This is a genomic window from Pseudarthrobacter chlorophenolicus A6 (genome assembly GCF_000022025.1).
Taxonomy (GTDB): Bacteria; Actinomycetota; Actinomycetes; order Actinomycetales; family Micrococcaceae; genus Arthrobacter; species Arthrobacter chlorophenolicus.
The window spans coordinates 643,278-660,350 of sequence record NC_011886.1 but is presented as its reverse complement, the minus strand read 5'-3'; the positions used below and the strand labels follow the sequence as shown (position 1 = coordinate 660,350).

Sequence of the window (17,073 nt, the reverse complement as noted above, 5' to 3'; positions counted from 1 at the left end):
CTCCGGAAGTCCGGTTGCAAAACTGAGCCTGGAAAATGTGGTTAAAGAAGAAAAGCACCAGTTCGTTGGAACTGATGCTTCCCAGTGGTGGCTCCGACCGGCGTCGATCCGGTGACCTTTCGATTTTCAGTCGAACGCTCTACCAACTGAGCTACAGAGCCTAGGTGACATGTCACCATGACCGCCGAAATCTCTTCCGACAACCAGAGCGACCCTGACGGGACTTGAACCCGCGACCTCCGCCGTGACAGGGCGGCGCGCTAACCAACTGCGCTACAGGGCCTTGCGTTTCTTGCTTCACAGTATCTCTACTGCTTTTTTCAAGGCTTCCAGCCTACCAGACATTTTTTGTCTGTTTGACCAGTTCCTTGCGTACCCCCAACGGGATTCGAACCCGTGCCGCCGCCGTGAAAGGGCGGTGTCCTAGGCCGCTAGACGATGGGGGCCAGAACCCGTTCGGAACAAAATAAAAGGCGTAAAGCGAAGCTTTCCGTCTTTGTCCTTTGCGTTTCTCCGAACTGGACTCAACAACTATAGGGCCTACTCTGCGATTATCCAAAATCGGCCGGAAACCCGTGCCTGAACAGGACGAACGGGCCAAGATGGATGGATGGATGCCGTCGCAGCGCTCAACGAGATCGCCTTCTGGCTGGAGCGCGGACGCGCTGCCACCTTCAAGGTCCAAGCCTTCCGCAAGGCCGCCGCCGCCATCAGCGCCTTGCCGCCGGACGAAGTGGCCGCCCGGGCACGGAACGGCCGGCTTAAGTCGATGAAGGGCATCGGCGACCGGACGTTCCAGGTCATCCGGCAGGCGGTGGACGGGTCCGTCCCGGACTACCTGGCTGACCTCCGGGAGAAAGGCGCCCAGCCTCTGGCCGCCGGCGGTGCCACCGTCCGGAACGCCCTGCGCGGCGACCTGCACAGCCACAGCGAATGGTCCGACGGCGGCTCCCCCATCGAGGTGATGGTCGCCGCCGCGGAAGTTCTTGGGCGGGAGTACCTGGCCCTGACAGACCACTCCCCCAACCTGACTATCGCCAACGGCCTCTCCGCCGAACGCCTGGCGAACCAGCTCGAGGTGGTGGCCGCCATCAACAGCGGGGGCAAGGACGGTGGACCGCACGACGGCACGGTCCGGCTGCTGGCGGGCATCGAAGTGGACATCCTGGAATCCGGAGAGCTGGACCAGGACCCGGAACTGCTGGACCGGCTGGACATCGTGGTGGCCAGCGTCCATTCGAAGCTCCGGGCAGACCGCAAAACCATGACCGCGCGGATGCTCGGCGGCATCCTGGCACCCCACACCAACGTCCTGGGCCACTGCACAGGCCGGCTGGTGGAGGGCTCCCGTGGCACCCGCCCCCAGTCCGAATTCGATGCCAAGGAGATCTTCGCCGCCTGCGCCGAGAACAATGTTGCCGTCGAGATCAATTCCCGGCCAGAGCGGCAGGACCCTCCGGATGAGCTGATCAAGCTCGCATTGGAGGCAGGCTGCCTGTTCTCCATCGACAGCGACGCCCACGCGCCCGGACAGCTGGATTTCCTCCAGTACGGGGCCGAGCGGGCCGAACGTAATGACGTGCCGCCGGAGCGGATCATCACCACCTGGACGGTGGACAAGCTCCTTGACTGGGCGGCCAGCTAGTTCCTGCCGTCCAGCTTGCCGCGGCAACAGTGGCCTGACGCGACTATCTGACGGCGTCGGCGAGTTTCTGCCGGAAATCGGCCTTGGTGGTGAGCGTCAGTTTCTCCCCGTTGAGGAAGAAGGTGGGCGTCCCGTGGACGCCCAGCGCCTCGCCATCGGCAATGTCCGCCAGGACCCGCTCCTCGGTTTGATGGTCAGCCACGGCGGCGTCGAACAGGGCAAGGTCCAACCCGAGGTCCTCCGCGTACGTACGGAACAGCGGCGCCTGGGACGTCTGCTGCCCGGCCCACTGGGACTGGGTTTCGAAGAGCCTGTTGGCCATTTCCTGGTACTTGCCCTGCTGGTTTGCGGCCTCGGCAGCGAGCGCCGCCTGGCCGGAGTTGGCGTGGGCCGCCAGGGGGAAATGCCTGTTCACGAAGGTAATCCTGTCGCCAAACTCGGCTTTGAGCTCCTCCACCACGGGATGGATGGACCCGCACGAGGGGCATTCGAAATCCAGGAACTCCACCAGCTGCGCCTTTTCCACGGAAGGCGCGGTGAGGCGGTAGCTGTTCTCCCGGACGAGCTGTTCGGATCCTGGCGCCGGCGGAGCAGCTTTCTGCTCATTGTTGGCGGTCAACAGGGCGTACCAGGCCACCCCGCCGATGACGGCGGCTGCCAGCACAATCCAGATCACTGTCCTGACAAGGCGTGCGGTATCACGGGGTGGGGCAGGGCTTGAGACCATGGTTCGCATCCTAGCCGAGGCACGGAGGGACCCCCGTTCCACGGGCAGTTTCACTTTGGCAGGAACTTGGCCAGACGTGGCCGATTTCCGCCAGCCCGGGTCTGGCCTGCGCGACTAGATTGGGCTCATGCCTTCCACTACCCCTGTCAGCAGTCCCGCTTCGGCGTCATCGGCGGCAGCCCCGGTCAAGGCGCTGGGCATTGCAGCCATGGCGGTCACCGTGGTCCTGTGGGCTTCGGCGTTCGTGGGTATCCGTGCCATCGGTCCACACTTCTCTCCCGGTTCCTTGACGCTGGGCAGGTTGGCGATTGCCGCCGTCGTACTCGCTGCCGTGGCGCTGCCGAAGATACTGAAGACGCGCCTCATGCCGCGGGGCCGCGAGTGGTGGCCCATCCTGGCGTACGGGGTGATGTGGTTCGGGGGCTACAACGTGGCGCTGAATGCCGCCGAACATGTCCTTGATGCGGGTACCAGTGCCTTGCTCATCAACGTCAATCCCATTTTGGTGGCCATCATGGCAGGCATCTTCCTCAAGGAGGGCTTTCCGCGCTGGTTGCTCATCGGCAGCACCATTGCCTTCGCCGGCGTCGCGCTCATCGCGCTGGGATCCGGCGCGCCAGGCCAGCCAGGGGAAAGCACGACGACGGACATGGCCGGCGTGCTGCTTTGCCTCCTTGCCGCGGTGCTCGCCGCAGTCAGCGTCATCATCCAGAAGCCGGTGCTGCGGAAGTTCCCTGCGGCCCAGGCCACCTGGTTCGGAATCCTGGTAGGTGCTCTATGCTGCCTACCCTTCGCCGGGCAGCTGGTGTCCGAGGTACAGGCAGCACCGCCCGCGGCCACGGCAGGGCTGGTGTACCTGGGGATCTTTCCCACCGCGATCGCCTTCACCACCTGGGCCTATGCCCTGTCACTGGTGGATGCCGGAAAGCTGGCGGCCACCACCTACCTGGTTCCCGGAACAACGGTGCTGATTTCGTGGCTCCTGCTGGGAGAGATCCCCACGGCCTGGGGCCTGGTGGGCGGGCTGGTGTGCCTGGTGGGCGTCAGCCTGACTCGCCGCCGGACCCGCACCCGCCGTGCGGGTTCAAGGTCCGCGGCCCGTGGCGTTTCCGGGCAGAACCAGGCCTTCCCGGCGGACAATCGGGACTAAAGTCGAGGTATGCCCCCAAGCCTTCCGCCCGGCCTCCCCATCATTCCGGAGGGCCCGCACGAACCGCTGGGTTTCGCCATGTCCCCGGACGAGTTCGAGGCTGCCGTCTCCGACGCCCTGGACAGCATTCCAACAAAGCTGGCCCGGGCCATGGACAACGTGGCCGTCTTCATTGAGGACGACTACGAACCGGGGCCGGGAGAAGACCCGGACACCGTACTGCTGGGACTGTACGAGGGCGTACCCCTGACAGAACGGGACTCCTGGTGGGACGCCGGATCACTGCCCGACCGGATCACGATATTCCGTGAACCCATCCTCGAAATCTGTAGTTCCCGCGAGGACGTCATCCACGAGGTGGCAGTGACTGTGGTCCACGAGATAGCGCACCATTTCGGCATTTCGGACGAGCGGCTGCACGAGCTCGGCTGGGGCTAGCCTTGTAGGCATGGGACACGACCACAGCCACACGCACGGAATCACCGCCACCGGGCGGCACCGCAAACGGCTGGTGGCCGTCCTGGCGATCACACTGAGCGTGGTGCTGATCCAGGTGGTGGGAGCCATCCTGTCCGGGTCACTGGCACTGCTGGCGGACGCCGGCCACATGCTCTCCGATGCTGCGGGCGTCACGATCGCCCTGCTGGCCGCCTGGATCGCCGGCAGGCCCGCCAGTGACCAGCGGACCTACGGGTACCAGCGCGCCGAAGTCCTGGCGGCCCTGGCCAACGCGCTGATCCTGATCGTCATTTCCGTGGTGATCTTCACCGAGGCCATCCGCAGGATCGGATCCGTTCCTGAAGTCCACACCGACATCATGCTCTTCGCCGCCATCCTCGGCGCCGTGGCGAACCTGGTTTCGCTGCTGATCCTCCGCGGCGCCCACCAGGAAAGCCTCAACGTCCGTGGCGCCTACCTGGAAGTCCTGGGCGACCTGCTGGGTTCCTTCGCCGTGATCGTTGCGGCCGTAGTCATCATGGTCACCGGCTACCAGGCGGCGGATACGATCGCCTCGGTTGTCATCGCCCTGATGATCCTGCCGCGGGCATGGAGCCTGCTGCGGGACGTGGTGGACGTGCTGCTCGAGGCCAGCCCCAAGGGCGTGGAAGTGCAGATGATCCGCGAACACATCCTTTCCGTGGACGGCGTCACGGACGTGCACGACATCCATATCTGGACCATCACCTCCGGCGTGCCGGTCTTCTCCGCCCATGTGGTGGTGGAGGACGGCGTCCTCAACGCCCGTGGTGCCGACCAGCTGCTGGACAAGCTTGTCACCTGCCTGGGATCGCATTTCGACACCGACCACTGCACCTTCCAGCTGGAACCCGCCAGCCATTCCGAACACGAGGAACGCCAGCACGCCTGACAACACGCCGCTTTTCCTGCGGGCGTAATGACACTGTTGTGATTAGTGTTATTGATGTGACAGCTGTTGCTTCTGTGCAACGGGTGACGTAACCTCGGACTGCTGGCGAGCAGCCGAGGCGCACCTCTGTGTCACCACCAGGACCTCACTCCCAGCCCCAACCGCTGCGAGGTTCCTGTCCATGTCGAGGTTTATGCCTGCATCGCGTTTGCCCAGGCCCCGGGCTGCTTCCGGCCGGAAAGCGGCAGTGCTGTGCGCCGCCGTCGTACTCCTTGGATCCGTGGGACTGCCCGCAGCAGCAGCCCCCGGCGCGCACCTTCCCGCAGCGCAGGCTCCGGCGGCGCCCGCCCTCCCCTCTCCCGAGGACATTGCAGCGGCCAAGGCCAGCGAAGCGGCAACTGCGGACCAGGTGGCCGCGATCGAACGCATCCTCGGTGACACCTCTGACGCCCAGCAGGCGGCTTTCGCCGTGGCCATGCAGGCAAACAACTCCTACAGCGAAGCCCTGGTGGAGCTGCAGCAGCGTTCCGAGGCCGCGTCCGTGGCCGCCGCCCGGGCAGCGGCCGCGCAGGCGGAGCAGGACAAGACCCGCAAGCAAGTGGGGCAGCTGGCCGGTGACCTCTACCGGAACGGCGGCCTGAACCCAACGCTCGGGACCCTGGTCAGCGGCACCGGCGAAAGCCTGCAACAGGCCGCAACGCTCCAGGCGCTGTCCGCCGGCCGCAGCCGCGCCTTCGAGGCGGCCGATTCTGCCGCCACCGCATCGCAAACCCTCACGGCCGCAGCCGGAGACGCGACGAAGGCAGCGGATGAGGCGGCCCGGACCGCCGAGGCACGGAAAACCGGCGCCGAACAGGCCAACGCCGCCCAGGCCGCGGCCGTGGCGGATGCCCGTGCCCGGCGGACCGTTTTGGTGGACCAGCTCGCGCAGCTGCGCAACACGACAGTGGAGCTCGAATCAGCCAGGGTGGACGGGCTCGAACGGCAGCGCGAGGAAGCGCGCCTGGCTGCCGTGACAGCCGCGGCCAACGCAGCTGCGGTCACGGCCAATCCCCAGGGCAGCGAAACCCGGGGCGGTGAAACCGGAGCCAACCAGGGCACACCCGCCGCTCCCGTGGCTCCAGCTGCACCGGCTCCTATACCGGCACCGACTCCGGCTCCCGCACCCGCTCCTGCGCCTGTCCCAGCCCCCGCACCGGCCCCAGCTCCGGCACCCGCACCCGCTCCTGCGCCTGCCCCTGCCCCCGCGCCTGCACCTGCCCCCGCTCCAGCTCCAGCTCCCCCAGCTACCGGCGGCGCCACCCTCGAAACGGCCATCTCCGTGGCCCTCAGCAAGGTGGGTTCGCCCTACTTCTACCAGTGGGGCGGCACGGGACCCACCGGCTTCGATTGCTCGGGACTGGTGCAGACGGCCTTCGCTGCCGCCGGGAAGTACCTGCCCCGGACAGCCGGCCAGCAGTACGCTGCTGCTCCCGTCCACGTGCCCCTCTCGCAGGCCCGCCGCGGAGACCTCCTGGTGTGGGGCTCAGGACCGGATTTCTACCATGTGGCCATCTACCTGGGGAACGGCCAGGTGGTCCAGGCACTGAACCCGCAGGAGGGAATCGGCGTCACCCAGCTCAGTTCCATGGCCGGGATGCAGTTGCACCCGTACGCGGCCAGGTACTGAGCACCATGATGGGACACGAACCCGTCAGCTGAGGACGTCCTTGGTGGTGAACCGGGCATAGGCGAGCGCACCGAACACGGCAATGTAACCGGCCTGGAGCAGCGCATTGCTGCCGAACGAATCCCAGAGAACCGGCTGCCGGAGCATGTCGCCGAAGCCCAGCCAGTAGTGGCTGAACAGCCACGGGTGCAGCCACTCCAGCTGCGGCAGCTGGTCCGCTATCTGCGACACCACGGAAACCACCACCGTGGCCGCCATGGCGCCGACCGGAACCACCGTCAGTGTGGACAGGAACAGGCCGATGGCGGACAACCCCGCAAGGGACACCGCCATGTACGCCGCGATCAGGAGCATCCGGACCGCGGCCTCCGGCGGCTGGATCACGTCACCGGACAGCAGCGTGACAGGCCCCACCGGGAACAGCACGGCCCCGATGGCGGCGCCTGCCAGCGCCACTGTCAGGGGCGCCACGATGCAGAATGCCAGCGCCGCCGCGTACTTGACCAGCAGCAGCCGCACGCGCCCGGCGGGAGCCACCAGCAGGTACCGCAGAGTGCCCATGCTTGCTTCGCCCGCTATCGTGTCGCCCGCCACGACGCCAACGGTCAGCGGCAGGAACAGTGGCACGGAGACCAGCATGGCGGTGAAGGCCACGAACAACCCGTTTTGCGTGATGCGGTCCAGGAATGCCGGACCCCGGCCGGACGGGACGCCGGAGGAGAGCCGCACCGCCACCGCGATCAGGATGGGAATTGCCGCCAGGGCCAGGAGGAGCGCCCACGTGCGCCGGCGCCCAAACAGGACCCTCAGTTCGGACTGCATCAAGGAGAGCCCGGACCAGCGCGGGACGGCCGCTTCCTGTGTTCGGGCCGAACCCGGGATGTCCGCCGGGATGCTACTGGGCAACGTCGAACCCCTCCCCTGTCAGCGCCACAAAGCGGTCCTCCAGGCTTTCGCGTTCGACGGCGAAACCCCGGACCCGGACCCCGGCCGCCACCAGGCGCGCCACGATGTCCTCGGCAAGGATTTCCCCGGACTGGGCCTGCGGGGACCCGTCAATCCGCGCTGAGGAGGCACCGGAGGCAGCCGTAAGGGCAGCCAGCAGGGTTTCCCCTCCGGGCTCGGCATCGCCCGCCTCGGAATTCAACCCCAGGCTGGCTAAAACCTCACGTGCCTGTCTCCCGTCCGGCGTGAGGAGGCGGACCCTGGCGCTGCCCGTCCGCCGGAGGTCGGCGAGGGAGCCCTGGGCCACCAGCTTCCCGGCGCTCATAACCGCGGCATGCGTGCACATCTGGTCCACCTCGGCCAGCAGGTGGCTGGAAACGAAGACGGTGGTGCCGTTGTTCGCCAGGGAGCGGACCAGGTGCCGGACTTCCCGGGTGCCCTGCGGGTCCAGCCCGTTGGTGGGCTCGTCCAGCACCAGCAGATCCCGGTGCGACAGCAGTGCGTTCGCGATCCCCAGGCGCTGCTTCATGCCCAGCGAATAGGCGTGCACCCGCTTGTTGGCGGCATGGGCAAGGCCCACCTGGTCGAGCGCCCGGTCCACCCGCGCGCGGCGCGTTGCCGGTACCGCGTGGCGCGTGGCAGCGTCCAGCCGGTGCAGGTTCGCCGCACCGGACAGGAAGGGGTAGAACGCCGGGCCCTCAACGAGTGCCCCCACGTGCGGCAGCACCTCGTGGAACCGTCGCGGCATCTCCATCCCCAGCAGGTCCACCGTCCCGGCTGAGGCCGACGCGAGGCCCAGCAGCATGCGGATGGTAGTGGTTTTCCCGGAACCGTTGGGCCCCAGGAAGCCGAACACGGAGCCGGGCGGCACGGCAAGGTTCACCCCGTCCACAGCCACTTGGTGGCCGAACTTCTTGGTCAGGCCATGGGTCTCAATGGTCAGCCCGTAGCTTGCGGAACCTGCGCCGTGCGCACCCGGAAGGCCGGGGTTCATGGGGCCGCCGAAGCGGCGGCCTGCAGCCTGTCCGGCGGAACCATGCCCGCGAAGACACGGCCGTCATCGGTGATGAGCACGTTGAGCAGCGCCGTGGACACCAGCCGCCCGCCGGGAACGACGACGGCGGCCTGGGCCAGCAACGGATCCTCGAGGAAGGAATTGGCGCCCGGTGCGCCCGCTGCCGCGGCAGGCAGCCGCAGGATGGTTTCCCAGCCCTGCCCGGTGACAGACGGATGGTCGGAGCCCTTGCCGTCTCCGGCAGGGTCACCGAAGCGGTGGTCACCGGGGGTATGACCGCCGTAGGCCTCCTGCCCGGGGTTGGGAACCTGCAGTTCCTTCACAGTGCTGCCCGGAGGCGGGGAGAACGTGAACAGGGAATCGTCCGGCACCTCCAGGGACAGGGCGGTGAACCCGAGGCGGAAGGCGGGCGTTCCGGCCCCCCGCGCCGTGACCTGGACGGCGAGGGGCATGCCGGTTTCGCCATCCACCGCGATGGCCACCTGGCCTACCAGGGTGGCGTCGGACCGGGGTTCAAGCAGCAGGTTGTAGGCCGCACGCCCTGCTACTTCCACATCGGCTCCCACTGTCACGGCGGTGTTGGGGTCCACCTTCTCGAGCAGGTGCCGGGCGAGGTCTGCCGGCGTCGGCATCATGGATTCCGACGGCGAACCGGGCACCGTGGGGGGCAGCGGGATCTTCACCCTGGGCCTGCGGCGCGGCAAGCGGCAGGTCGGCAGCGCGGGCAGGCAGGGTCAGATGGGCGGCCGAATTGTCCTTGGAGGAGTAGAACCAGACGTCGCTGTCCCGGCGGATGACATCGCGTTCAGCAAGCCTGTCCACCACCTGCATGCGGACCTTGGTGGCGCCGTTTACGTAGATACGGGCGGTGTGCTGTCCGGAAAGGAACTCGACCACGGACGCGGCACCGCCGGCGGACGCGGGATCGGAAGAAGCAGCGGTGGACGGTAGGGCGGGCAACCCAAAGTCCGAGGACTGCTCAATGGTTCCGGAGAAGGCCTGGGCGTGGTGCGTGGCCGCCAGGACCAGCACCTCCTCGGGCGTCTTCTGCGGGAGCGGGTCGCCGGCGCTGGCGGGCAAGGTCCCTGCGAGCGCCGCGCCAGCGATCACCACCGGCACTGCAAGGGCCGGCAACCACCGCGGCCAGTTGCGGCCGCTGCGGCGGTTGCCGTGCGGGTGGAACGTTGTATCGGTGCCCGTGGTCTCGGAGCCCATAGCTCAAGGTTACGCCTGTCCGCGTCCCGCCACACGGGCTGCCCGGGCCGGCTTCGCGAGTGGACGCCACCGGCGCCGTACCGCGACGAAACCGGACGGAAAGCTACGAGGGCACAATGGTTCCGGCGCCGCCGTCGACCGTGATCTCCTGCCCGGACGATATCCGTCCGGTGGCGTCCGGCACCCCCACTACCGCCGGGATCCCGTACTCGCGGGCCACCACGGCACCGTGCGAATTGGCGCCGCCCATTTCCATCACCAGCCCGCCCGCGGTGAGGAACAGCGGGGTCCACCCGGGATCGGTGGACGGCGCCACCAGGATCTCACCCGGCTCAAGGTGCGCCCCCACGGGGTCCAGGATGACCCTGGCAACGCCGGTGACCGTCCCGGCGGAGGCAGGGCTGCCGGTCAGGGTGCCTTCGGTGATGCCGCCGGCAGCTGCCTGCGCCGCTTCCGGCTCGGTCCCGTCGGAGAGCAGCACCCGGGGGATGTGCCGCCGGCCAAGCTCCCTGTCATAGTCCGCCCGGCGTTCCACCACCAGTGCACGCAGCCCCGGCCCTCCGGCAGGGCCGGTTCCTGCACCGCCTCCGGCAGCGGTATCCAGGGCCGCGCTTACCTCAGCGAAGTCGAGGAAGAAGATGTCCTCGGCCCGGTCAAGGGTTCCTGCCGCCTCGAGGTCCGCCCCCACATGCTGCAGCTGCCGGCGTACTTCTGCCAGTCCGAGCACCAGGTGGTATTTGGGCAGTTCCCGGAGCCCCGCGAAGAGCCGGGCCCTATGCAGGGCGGCGCGGACCAAGGCGCCCCGGATCCTTCCCCGGGTGCGTGCTTCGGCAGCCAGCCGCTCCACCTGGGCCTCCGCAGCATCGGCGGCGTTGCTGAACTGGACGTCGGGCGCGAGGTCCGGGTCCTCCAGCCGGAGGTAGTTCGCCAGGACCCCCAGGATATGGGCGGGGTCGTCCGACCAGCGGGGCATGCCGACGTCGATCTCGGCAACGGCGCGGTGCCCGTACCTGTCAAGGAACCGGCTCAGCCCTGCCTCCAGGCGTGGCGGAAGGCCGCCCTCCCGGTGCGCTGCCGCGAGCGCCGCCGTGTCCTTCCCTGCCAGGAAGGCACGCGACCCGGGATCGTCCCGGAGGGCCGCCGCCAGGTGCCACAGCTCAAGGTCCATGTCTGTGGTGACGTTGTTGGGCAGCCCGCGGAGCACCCCTTGTAGGTCCTCCCATCGGTTTCCGCCCAGCAGCTTGCCCGCCACTCCCAGCATGCCGAAGCCCAGGGCAGCGAGGGGCAGGATGGCGGGAACGATGGTGAACAGCCGCCGCTGCAGGAGGCCCTCGGCGTGCGCCAGCCGGTCCCTGGCTGTGGGCCTGGCGGAGGCTTGCCCCGCGGCACCCGGATCGAGTTCGAGGGCGGCTTCGAAGTCCCGGGTGAAACGGTCCAGGCGCCGGAGCGCGGCCTGCGGGCGGAAGATCCCGCGGAGGATCGCTTCCGGCAGGCCGGCACGTACAGCGGCGGGCAGGATGCGGCGCAGCAGCGGCAGGGGCGTCCGAAGCGTGACGGCGAACGAGGGGTCATCGAAAAGCCGCCGCATCACCGTTGCGGAGCGGGCTTCCATGACATCGAACACCCGGGGAAGGATTGCCCTGCCCACGGTGCTGCGGATGGGGGTGGTGAAGTCGATGAAGATCCTCTGCCCGGCATCGGCGTACGCCGGCGGTCCTACGCGGGGGTCGGCGACGGGAATTTTCACTGTCCGTGCCACTGACGACGCGATCTGCCGGATGGCGGCCCGGCCCATCGGTGTGATGGGCCGGGTCAGGCCCTGGGCGAGGCTGAAGCACAGGAACCCCCGGGTCCCGGCGGCACCGTCCCGGCGGCGGGGGACGGGGTACAGGGTGGTGATGGGCCGGGACTGCGTGAGCCACAGCGAGCCGCCGCGGCTGATGGCCCATTCGAGGTCCTGCGGCGCTCCGAAATGCTGCTCCGCTTTCAGTCCAAGCCGGGCCAGGTCCGCGGCTTGCCGGTCGGTGAGGCAGAAGCCGGCGTGTTCAGCAGCGTCCACAGTGCGGGTGCCGCCGCCGGGCACGGCCAGGACGGCGATCCTCTTGTCGCCTTGCCGTCGCTCCACGACGCGCCCGGCCGCCGGGTCCACCACGAAGTGGTCCGGATTGACCGCGCCGGACACCACGGCTTCCCCCAGGCCCGGGCTGGCATCGATGACTGCCTCGTTCCTGCGGCCCGTTACGGGGTTGGCGGTGAAGAGGACCCCGGCCGTCTCCACGTCCACCATCCGCTGTACGACCACCGCCAGTGCCACCTCGGCGGGATCGATGCCCAGGCTTGCCCGGTAGGTGGTTGCCCGGTCCGTCCACAGCGACACCCAGCAGTTCCGGACGGCTTCGAGCACCGCAGCGGCTCCGACCACATTCAGGTAGGTGTCCTGCTGTCCGGCGAAGCTGGCGAAGGGCAGGTCCTCCGCGGTGGCTGACGAGCGGACAGCCACCGGTACGTCCGCGCCCAGCTCCCCATAGGCGCGTTCGACGGCGGCGGCCACCTCAGGCGGCAGCGGGGCGGACACGACGGCGGCACGGGCCATCGCGGCCAGGGCGGGAATATCCGGTGGGGAATTGGCGGGGGCGGGAATCCTGTGGGTGGCAGTTTCCGGGGCTGCAGCAACTGGCTGGCCGGGGCCTCCCGGCGGCGTCCGCAGTGCCGCATGGACGGCTGCCAGCTCCGGATTAATTGAGTCCGGAGCCCCTGTCACCAGCCGGTAGGCCTCCGTGGTGAGGCAAAAGCCCTCAGGTACGGGAAGCCCGGCGGCCAGCAGCTCACCAAGGTTCGCGGCCTTGCCACCCACCTGCGCGAGCATTCCGGCGCCGAGGCGGCGCAGGTCCACCACCAGGTCCGCGCCAGGCGCAGCGGCCGGCCTGCCGCCCTGGGAAGATTCCGGATGCTGCATGATGGCGCCTCCACGTCTCCGTAGCTGACGGCCCGGCCGCGGCGGGGTCAGGCGGCGTCGGCGTCGCCCAGGATGGGTCCGAACCTGGGCCTGTCGGCCAGGCGGGGGTCCGCGTGGTCCGGGACCACCATGACTGGCCCCTTGGCGTGGTGGAGCACGCCGTCCGAGGTGGAGCCCAGGAGCATGCCGGTGAACCCGCCGCGTCCCCGGGTGCCAACAACCACCAGTTCAACGTGCCGGCTCTCCCCCACCAGGACGTCCACAGGCGAACCGTCCTTCAGTTCGGACTCGGCGTCAAGGCCGGGATAGTGGCTGCGCAGCCAGGCCATGCCGGCGTCCAGCGTGACCTGGATTTCGGCAAACAGCGCCTTGCGGTCCATGGGGGCGGGCACCCAGGCCAGCGAACCGCTGTACTGGGGAACGGCGCACACCACCCGCAGCTTGGCGCCGAGGCGTTCGGCCTGGTCCGCGGCGTCCAGGACCGCAACCCGGGCCTGCTCGGATCCGTCCACGCCCACCACCACCACGTTCTCCACGAGCTGGCGCCCCGACTTGGCCTGCTCGGCCAGGACGCGCCTGTCCTCGGTGGTTTCACCCAGCCGGTCCGAGCAGATCAGGGGCACGGTGACGGTGGGGCATTTCGCGTGCGCGGGCAGGGCGCTGCTCACGGATCCCAGAAGCCGGCCCACAAAGCCGCCGCGGCCGCGGGTCCCGAAGACCAGCAGTTCGGCGGTTTCGGACATTTCCAGCAGGACGCCCGAGGCGTCGCCGTTCTCCACGGAGGCGCTGACGTCGATGCCGTAGCCCGCCACTTTCTCCATGGCCTGCTTCACGATGGCCTCCGCACCCTCACGGATGACGGAATCGTCCACCGTGGCATACCCTCCGTCCAGGCCGGAGGCAGCGAAGATGGGCACCGAGTAGGCGGTCACGATGTGCAGCGGACGACGGCGGCGCTGCGCCTCCCGCGCGGCCCAGACGAGGGCGCACTGGCCATGGTCGGAGCCGTCCACGCCCACGACGATTCCTTCGGGCGCGGCGGACGGGCCACCGCCATCCCTCGCCGGGTCCGGATGCAACTCTTGTGCGCCCATGGGGCCGCCTCCTTGCGCTACTGCCTGATGTTCCGGCCATTCTGCCAGAAAGTGGACCCCTCCCAGTGCACCCCCGGCCGCTGCCGGAACTGTGCGGCCGGGGACCGCTTCCAGTTCTCACTATTCCGCGTCCGAGGGACCATAGCAAGCCTGCTCAGGTCCGGAATCCACAGGTTATCCACAGTTTTTCCACACCCTCTGGGAAAGCGTGTTCAGCCCCGGAAGAATGTTTACGTTTTGGGCTATCCATGGCCGGTTTTGTTCTGTAGTGTTCTGGACATTGTTGGTCCGGGACGCCGACAGTAACTTCCGTTCGACGGCTGCCCGGGACCACTGTGCGGCCTTGCATTTGGGGCAACGGGACCGCGCCCGCCGGCGATGACGCCAGCACCTGCAGAAATGTCGAAGGAGGGAAACAGCAGTGTCAAACATGCCTGGAAATGCCGGGACCGAACAGACCACCACCGTGATCATTGGCACCGGGCTGTCCGGACTCGCTGTGGCAGCCGAGCTGCGCCGCAGGGGTATCCACTCCATCGTGGTTGACGGCCTGGACACTTTCGGGGCCACGCCGCCCGCCGTCACCACCTCACTCCAACGCATCGACACGGCGGATTCCGCGACGCTCCAGGAGCGCAACGAGATCCTGCGGCACCTCCGCAACTACGCCGCCAGCCACGACGTCGATATCCGCAGCACCCGGGCCGTGCAGTTGACCCAGGTGGACGGTGCCCCGGAAAGCGCGGCAACCCCGCAGTGGGAAGTGCACACCCCCACCGGAGTGCTGGTGGCGGACCATATTGTCCTCACCCGCTGCGCGCAGAGCCAGCTGCGGCGCATGATCAATGATTTTGGCATCGCCGTGGGCCGCAACCTCGCCGCAGCCATGCGTGCCATCGGCATCTACCTTGTGGGCGTGGGAGAGCTGATCACGCCCTCGCCCAAGGAGGTGCTGCGCCAGGCGAAGACCGTGGGCCAGGCCATCTCCGCCAAGGTAAACCCGGACAGCACGGCCTTCCCGGCAACAGGAAGCCTGTCCATGCTGCCCTGCTAGCGGCCTGCCCGGCACGCCGGGAGGCAGCAGCACCCGGCTGCCGGGCTCCTATACGCTGTCCGGTTCCCCATCGGCGCCGCCGGAAAGGCGGCGCCTGGCCAGCACAGCCAACGCAACCAGCAGGCCTACGGCCACCACCGCAAAGATGACGATGCTCCATTGGAACGGCTGCGCGGAGCTTGCCGGTTCGGCAGGCGCTGTGGCCCCGGGCTGGGCGGTGCCCGCCCCCGGAACGGCAGCGCCCGGCGTCGTACTGGCACCGCCTGTGGCTGCCGCGCCGGCCCCTTCCGCAGCCGCGGCAGCCGTGAACGTAAACGTCCCCTCGATAGGGTGCGAATCGGAGCTGACCACCCGCCACGCCACCGTGTATGCGCCGGCCGGTCCTCCCGGGCGCAGCTTCTGCGACGCCACGTTGTCCACGATCTCCACCGCACCGTCAGCCCATTCGGCACCGGCGGCGTCCTTGACCGAGATTGAGGCCCCGAGGCCCAGCGGCTTGTTGTTGAAGGTCACCGAAACCTTCGCTGGCGGCGCCGGGACTGACCCGCCCTGCGCCGGGCTGCTGGACTCTGCGGCGTCGTGGGCGGCTGCCGGACCGGCCACGCCCAGCGAGGCCGCCAGGACGGCGGCTCCCAGAAGAAGGGCGCGGAAATGGCGGAAGGGACGCATGGTGCACTGCTCCTTGTGTTGGCTTCCTTACAGACTAGGTGAAATTGGCGGCCGTCCCGCCGCCGCCCCAATAGGATGCAGGTATCCCCACATCATTCCCCGGAGGACTAATGCTTAAGCAAGGCTCTGCCCTGGACCGGTATTTCAAGATCACCGAACGCGGTTCCAACCTCTCCCGCGAGATCCGCGGCGGGTTCGCCACCTTCTTCGCCATGAGCTACATCGTGGTACTGAACCCGCTCATCCTTTCCGGGGCGGACTCCAGCGGCAACACCCTTGGATTCACCGCCGTTGCCGCGGTGACGGCCTTCGTTGCCGGCATCCTGACCATCCTGATGGGGGCCTGGGCCAAGCACCCGTTCGCCCTGGCCACCGGCTTGGGCGTCAACGCGTTCGTGGCGGTCACCGTGGCCACGAACCCCGGCCTGACGTGGCCGGACATGATGGGCCTGGTGGTGCTGTCCGGCGTGACCATGCTCATCCTGGTCCTCACGGGCTTCCGCACCGCCGTGTTCAAAGCAGTGCCGGACGGGCTCAAGACGGCGATCGTGGTGGGCATCGGCCTCTTCATCGCCCTGATCGGCCTCGTGAACGCGGGCTTTGTCCGCCGCATCCCCGACGTTGCCGGGACCACCGTCCCCGTGGGCCTGGGCTTCGACGGCAAGCTCCTGGGCTGGCCCACCGCGGTGTTCGTGTTCGGCCTGGTCCTCACCATCGCCCTGGTGGTCCGCAAGGTCAAGGGCGCCATCCTGATCGGCATCATCACGTCCACCGTGCTGGCCGTCATCCTGGAAATGACCCTGCACATCGGCCCCAGCGTGTCCCCGGACAAGCCGTTCAACCCGCAGGGCTGGTCCCTGGTGTCCCCCGCGTTCTCCGAGTGGGCCGCGCCTGACCTGTCCCTGATCGGCAAGGCCAACCCGTTCGGCGCGTTCGAGCACCTGGGCTTCGTGGCCGCCACGCTCCTGGCCTTCGTCATCCTGCTCAGCATCTTCTTCGACGCCATGGGCACCATGGTGGGCCTGGCGAACGAGGCCGGCACGGTGGACGAGCACGGCAACATTCCCGACGTCGACCGCGTCCTCCAGGTGGATGCGCTCGGGGCGATCGTTGGCGGCGGCGCGTCCGTGTCCTCCAACCAGATCTACGTCGAAGCCGGCGCGGGCATCGGGGAGGGCGCCCGGACGGGCCTGGCCTCGATCGTCACCGGCCTGCTGTTCCTGGTGGCCATGTTCTTCACGCCGCTCATCAACCTTGTTCCGTTCGAGGCAGTTGCCCCCGCCCTGGTGGTGGTGGGCTTCATGATGGTTTCCCAGGTGGGCAAGATCGACTGGCAGGACTGGGGCATCGCCATCCCGGCGTTCCTGACCTTCGCCCTGATGCCGTTCACCTACTCGATTGCCAACGGCCTGGGTGCCGGCTTCATCAGCTTCGTGCTGATCCGGACCGTGCAGGGCAAGGCGAAGGAAATCCACCCCCTCATGTGGGCTGTGGCCGCAGCGTTCCTGCTGTTCTTCGCCATCGGCCCCATCGAGGCCGCCCTGGGCATGCTCTGACCCACCGGT

The 17,073-nt window shown here is 68.1% G+C and carries 15 protein-coding genes and 3 tRNA genes; 7 read left to right on the top strand and 11 right to left on the bottom strand.

Translation table 11 applies throughout. The features are described 5' to 3' along the window. Window positions 1–85: 85 nt before the first annotated feature. The 3 genes from ACHL_RS03065 to ACHL_RS03055 all read right to left on the bottom strand — a co-directional run bounded on the left by ACHL_RS03065 (window position 86) and on the right by ACHL_RS03055 (window position 446). Window positions 86–161 (bottom strand) — tRNA-Phe (locus tag ACHL_RS03065). 48 nt (window positions 162–209) lie between these two features. Beyond that, a tRNA-Asp gene (locus ACHL_RS03060) sits at window positions 210–283 on the bottom strand. A 90-nt stretch (window positions 284–373) separates the two neighbouring features. After that, window positions 374–446: transfer RNA gene (locus ACHL_RS03055), tRNA-Glu, on the bottom strand. 164 nt (window positions 447–610) lie between these two features. Between ACHL_RS03055 and ACHL_RS03050 the strand changes: the two genes are divergently transcribed. Next, the gene (locus ACHL_RS03050; protein ID WP_015935838.1) at window positions 611–1,645 is read left to right on the top strand and encodes a PHP domain-containing protein; all 1,035 of its coding nucleotides are present in this window, start codon (window positions 611–613) and stop codon (window positions 1,643–1,645) included. Window positions 1,646–1,688: 43 nt separating this feature from the next. Here the strand turns inward: ACHL_RS03050 and ACHL_RS03045 are convergent, their stop codons facing one another. Next, window positions 1,689–2,372 (bottom strand): DsbA family protein, encoded by a 684-nt coding sequence (locus ACHL_RS03045; protein ID WP_015935837.1) that lies wholly within the window; start codon window positions 2,370–2,372, stop codon window positions 1,689–1,691. Between the two features lie 127 nt (window positions 2,373–2,499). On the opposite strand from ACHL_RS03045, the gene ACHL_RS03040 reads away from it, so the two are divergent. From ACHL_RS03040 to ACHL_RS03025, 4 genes are all read left to right on the top strand, one after another. After that, window positions 2,500–3,522 carry a DMT family transporter gene (locus ACHL_RS03040; protein ID WP_015935836.1) on the top strand — a complete coding sequence of 341 codons (1,023 nt, stop codon included), beginning with the start codon at window positions 2,500–2,502 and terminating at the stop codon, window positions 3,520–3,522. A 9-nt stretch (window positions 3,523–3,531) separates the two neighbouring features. Then, window positions 3,532–3,960, top strand: a complete 429-nt coding sequence (locus ACHL_RS03035) for a metallopeptidase family protein (RefSeq protein ID WP_015935835.1) — start codon at window positions 3,532–3,534, stop codon at window positions 3,958–3,960. Between the two features lie 10 nt (window positions 3,961–3,970). After that, a complete protein-coding gene (locus ACHL_RS03030; protein WP_015935834.1) occupies window positions 3,971–4,891 on the top strand; it encodes a cation diffusion facilitator family transporter in 921 nt (306 codons plus the stop codon). 193 nt (window positions 4,892–5,084) lie between these two features. After that, the gene (locus ACHL_RS03025; protein ID WP_050767066.1) at window positions 5,085–6,560 is read left to right on the top strand and encodes a C40 family peptidase; all 1,476 of its coding nucleotides are present in this window, start codon (window positions 5,085–5,087) and stop codon (window positions 6,558–6,560) included. Between the two features lie 24 nt (window positions 6,561–6,584). Here ACHL_RS03025 and ACHL_RS03020 read toward each other — a convergent pair whose 3' ends face one another. The 6 genes from ACHL_RS03020 to ACHL_RS03000 all read right to left on the bottom strand — a co-directional run bounded on the left by ACHL_RS03020 (window position 6,585) and on the right by ACHL_RS03000 (window position 13,785). Beyond that, the gene (locus ACHL_RS03020) at window positions 6,585–7,466 is read right to left on the bottom strand and encodes an ABC transporter permease (protein ID WP_015935832.1); all 882 of its coding nucleotides are present in this window, start codon (window positions 7,464–7,466) and stop codon (window positions 6,585–6,587) included. Beyond that, the gene (locus ACHL_RS03015) at window positions 7,456–8,499 is read right to left on the bottom strand and encodes an ABC transporter ATP-binding protein (protein ID WP_015935831.1); all 1,044 of its coding nucleotides are present in this window, start codon (window positions 8,497–8,499) and stop codon (window positions 7,456–7,458) included. Before ACHL_RS03015 ends, ACHL_RS03020 begins: the two co-directional genes overlap by 11 nt. Then, a complete protein-coding gene (locus ACHL_RS24625; protein WP_244266512.1) occupies window positions 8,496–9,074 on the bottom strand; it encodes a LolA family protein in 579 nt (192 codons plus the stop codon). The genes ACHL_RS03015 and ACHL_RS24625 overlap by 4 nt, the downstream gene beginning before the upstream one ends. Then, window positions 9,034–9,735 (bottom strand): hypothetical protein, encoded by a 702-nt coding sequence (locus ACHL_RS24620; protein WP_244266511.1) that lies wholly within the window; start codon window positions 9,733–9,735, stop codon window positions 9,034–9,036. The genes ACHL_RS24625 and ACHL_RS24620 overlap by 41 nt, the downstream gene beginning before the upstream one ends. Before the next feature lie 103 nt (window positions 9,736–9,838). Then, window positions 9,839–12,691 carry a PEP/pyruvate-binding domain-containing protein gene (locus ACHL_RS03005; protein ID WP_015935830.1) on the bottom strand — a complete coding sequence of 951 codons (2,853 nt, stop codon included), beginning with the start codon at window positions 12,689–12,691 and terminating at the stop codon, window positions 9,839–9,841. Window positions 12,692–12,738: 47 nt separating this feature from the next. Next, window positions 12,739–13,785, bottom strand: a complete 1,047-nt coding sequence (locus ACHL_RS03000; protein WP_015935829.1) for a universal stress protein — start codon at window positions 13,783–13,785, stop codon at window positions 12,739–12,741. Window positions 13,786–14,215: 430 nt separating this feature from the next. On the opposite strand from ACHL_RS03000, the gene ACHL_RS02995 reads away from it, so the two are divergent. Further along, window positions 14,216–14,839, top strand: a complete 624-nt coding sequence (locus tag ACHL_RS02995) for an FAD-dependent monooxygenase (protein WP_043793730.1) — start codon at window positions 14,216–14,218, stop codon at window positions 14,837–14,839. Between the two features lie 48 nt (window positions 14,840–14,887). Here the strand turns inward: ACHL_RS02995 and ACHL_RS02990 are convergent, their stop codons facing one another. Beyond that, window positions 14,888–15,508, bottom strand: coding sequence for a copper resistance CopC family protein (locus ACHL_RS02990; RefSeq protein WP_015935827.1), 621 nt, complete (start codon window positions 15,506–15,508; stop codon window positions 14,888–14,890). 110 nt (window positions 15,509–15,618) lie between these two features. Between ACHL_RS02990 and ACHL_RS02985 the strand changes: the two genes are divergently transcribed. Beyond that, window positions 15,619–17,064 (top strand): NCS2 family permease, encoded by a 1,446-nt coding sequence (locus ACHL_RS02985; protein WP_015935826.1) that lies wholly within the window; start codon window positions 15,619–15,621, stop codon window positions 17,062–17,064. The last annotated feature ends 9 nt before the right edge of the window (window positions 17,065–17,073 follow it).

Bases quoted from the DNA above. Each gene is read 5' to 3' on its own strand.
- ACHL_RS03050 (WP_015935838.1), top strand. From the start codon at position 611: ATGGATGCCGTCGCAGCGCTCAACGAGATCGCCTTCTGGCTGGAGCGC.
- ACHL_RS03045 (WP_015935837.1), bottom strand. From the start codon at position 2,372: ATGGTCTCAAGCCCTGCCCCACCCCGTGATACCGCACGCCTTGTCAGG.
- ACHL_RS03040 (WP_015935836.1), top strand. From the start codon at position 2,500: ATGCCTTCCACTACCCCTGTCAGCAGTCCCGCTTCGGCGTCATCGGCG.
- ACHL_RS03035 (WP_015935835.1), top strand. From the start codon at position 3,532: ATGCCCCCAAGCCTTCCGCCCGGCCTCCCCATCATTCCGGAGGGCCCG.
- ACHL_RS03030 (WP_015935834.1), top strand. From the start codon at position 3,971: ATGGGACACGACCACAGCCACACGCACGGAATCACCGCCACCGGGCGG.
- ACHL_RS03025 (WP_050767066.1), top strand. From the start codon at position 5,085: ATGCCTGCATCGCGTTTGCCCAGGCCCCGGGCTGCTTCCGGCCGGAAA.
- ACHL_RS03015 (WP_015935831.1), bottom strand. From the start codon at position 8,499: ATGAACCCCGGCCTTCCGGGTGCGCACGGCGCAGGTTCCGCAAGCTAC.
- ACHL_RS24620 (WP_244266511.1), bottom strand. From the start codon at position 9,735: ATGGGCTCCGAGACCACGGGCACCGATACAACGTTCCACCCGCACGGC.
- ACHL_RS03005 (WP_015935830.1), bottom strand. From the start codon at position 12,691: ATGCAGCATCCGGAATCTTCCCAGGGCGGCAGGCCGGCCGCTGCGCCT.
- ACHL_RS03000 (WP_015935829.1), bottom strand. From the start codon at position 13,785: ATGGGCGCACAAGAGTTGCATCCGGACCCGGCGAGGGATGGCGGTGGC.
- ACHL_RS02995 (WP_043793730.1), top strand. From the start codon at position 14,216: ATGCCTGGAAATGCCGGGACCGAACAGACCACCACCGTGATCATTGGC.
- ACHL_RS02990 (WP_015935827.1), bottom strand. From the start codon at position 15,508: ATGCGTCCCTTCCGCCATTTCCGCGCCCTTCTTCTGGGAGCCGCCGTC.
- ACHL_RS02985 (WP_015935826.1), top strand. From the start codon at position 15,619: ATGCTTAAGCAAGGCTCTGCCCTGGACCGGTATTTCAAGATCACCGAA.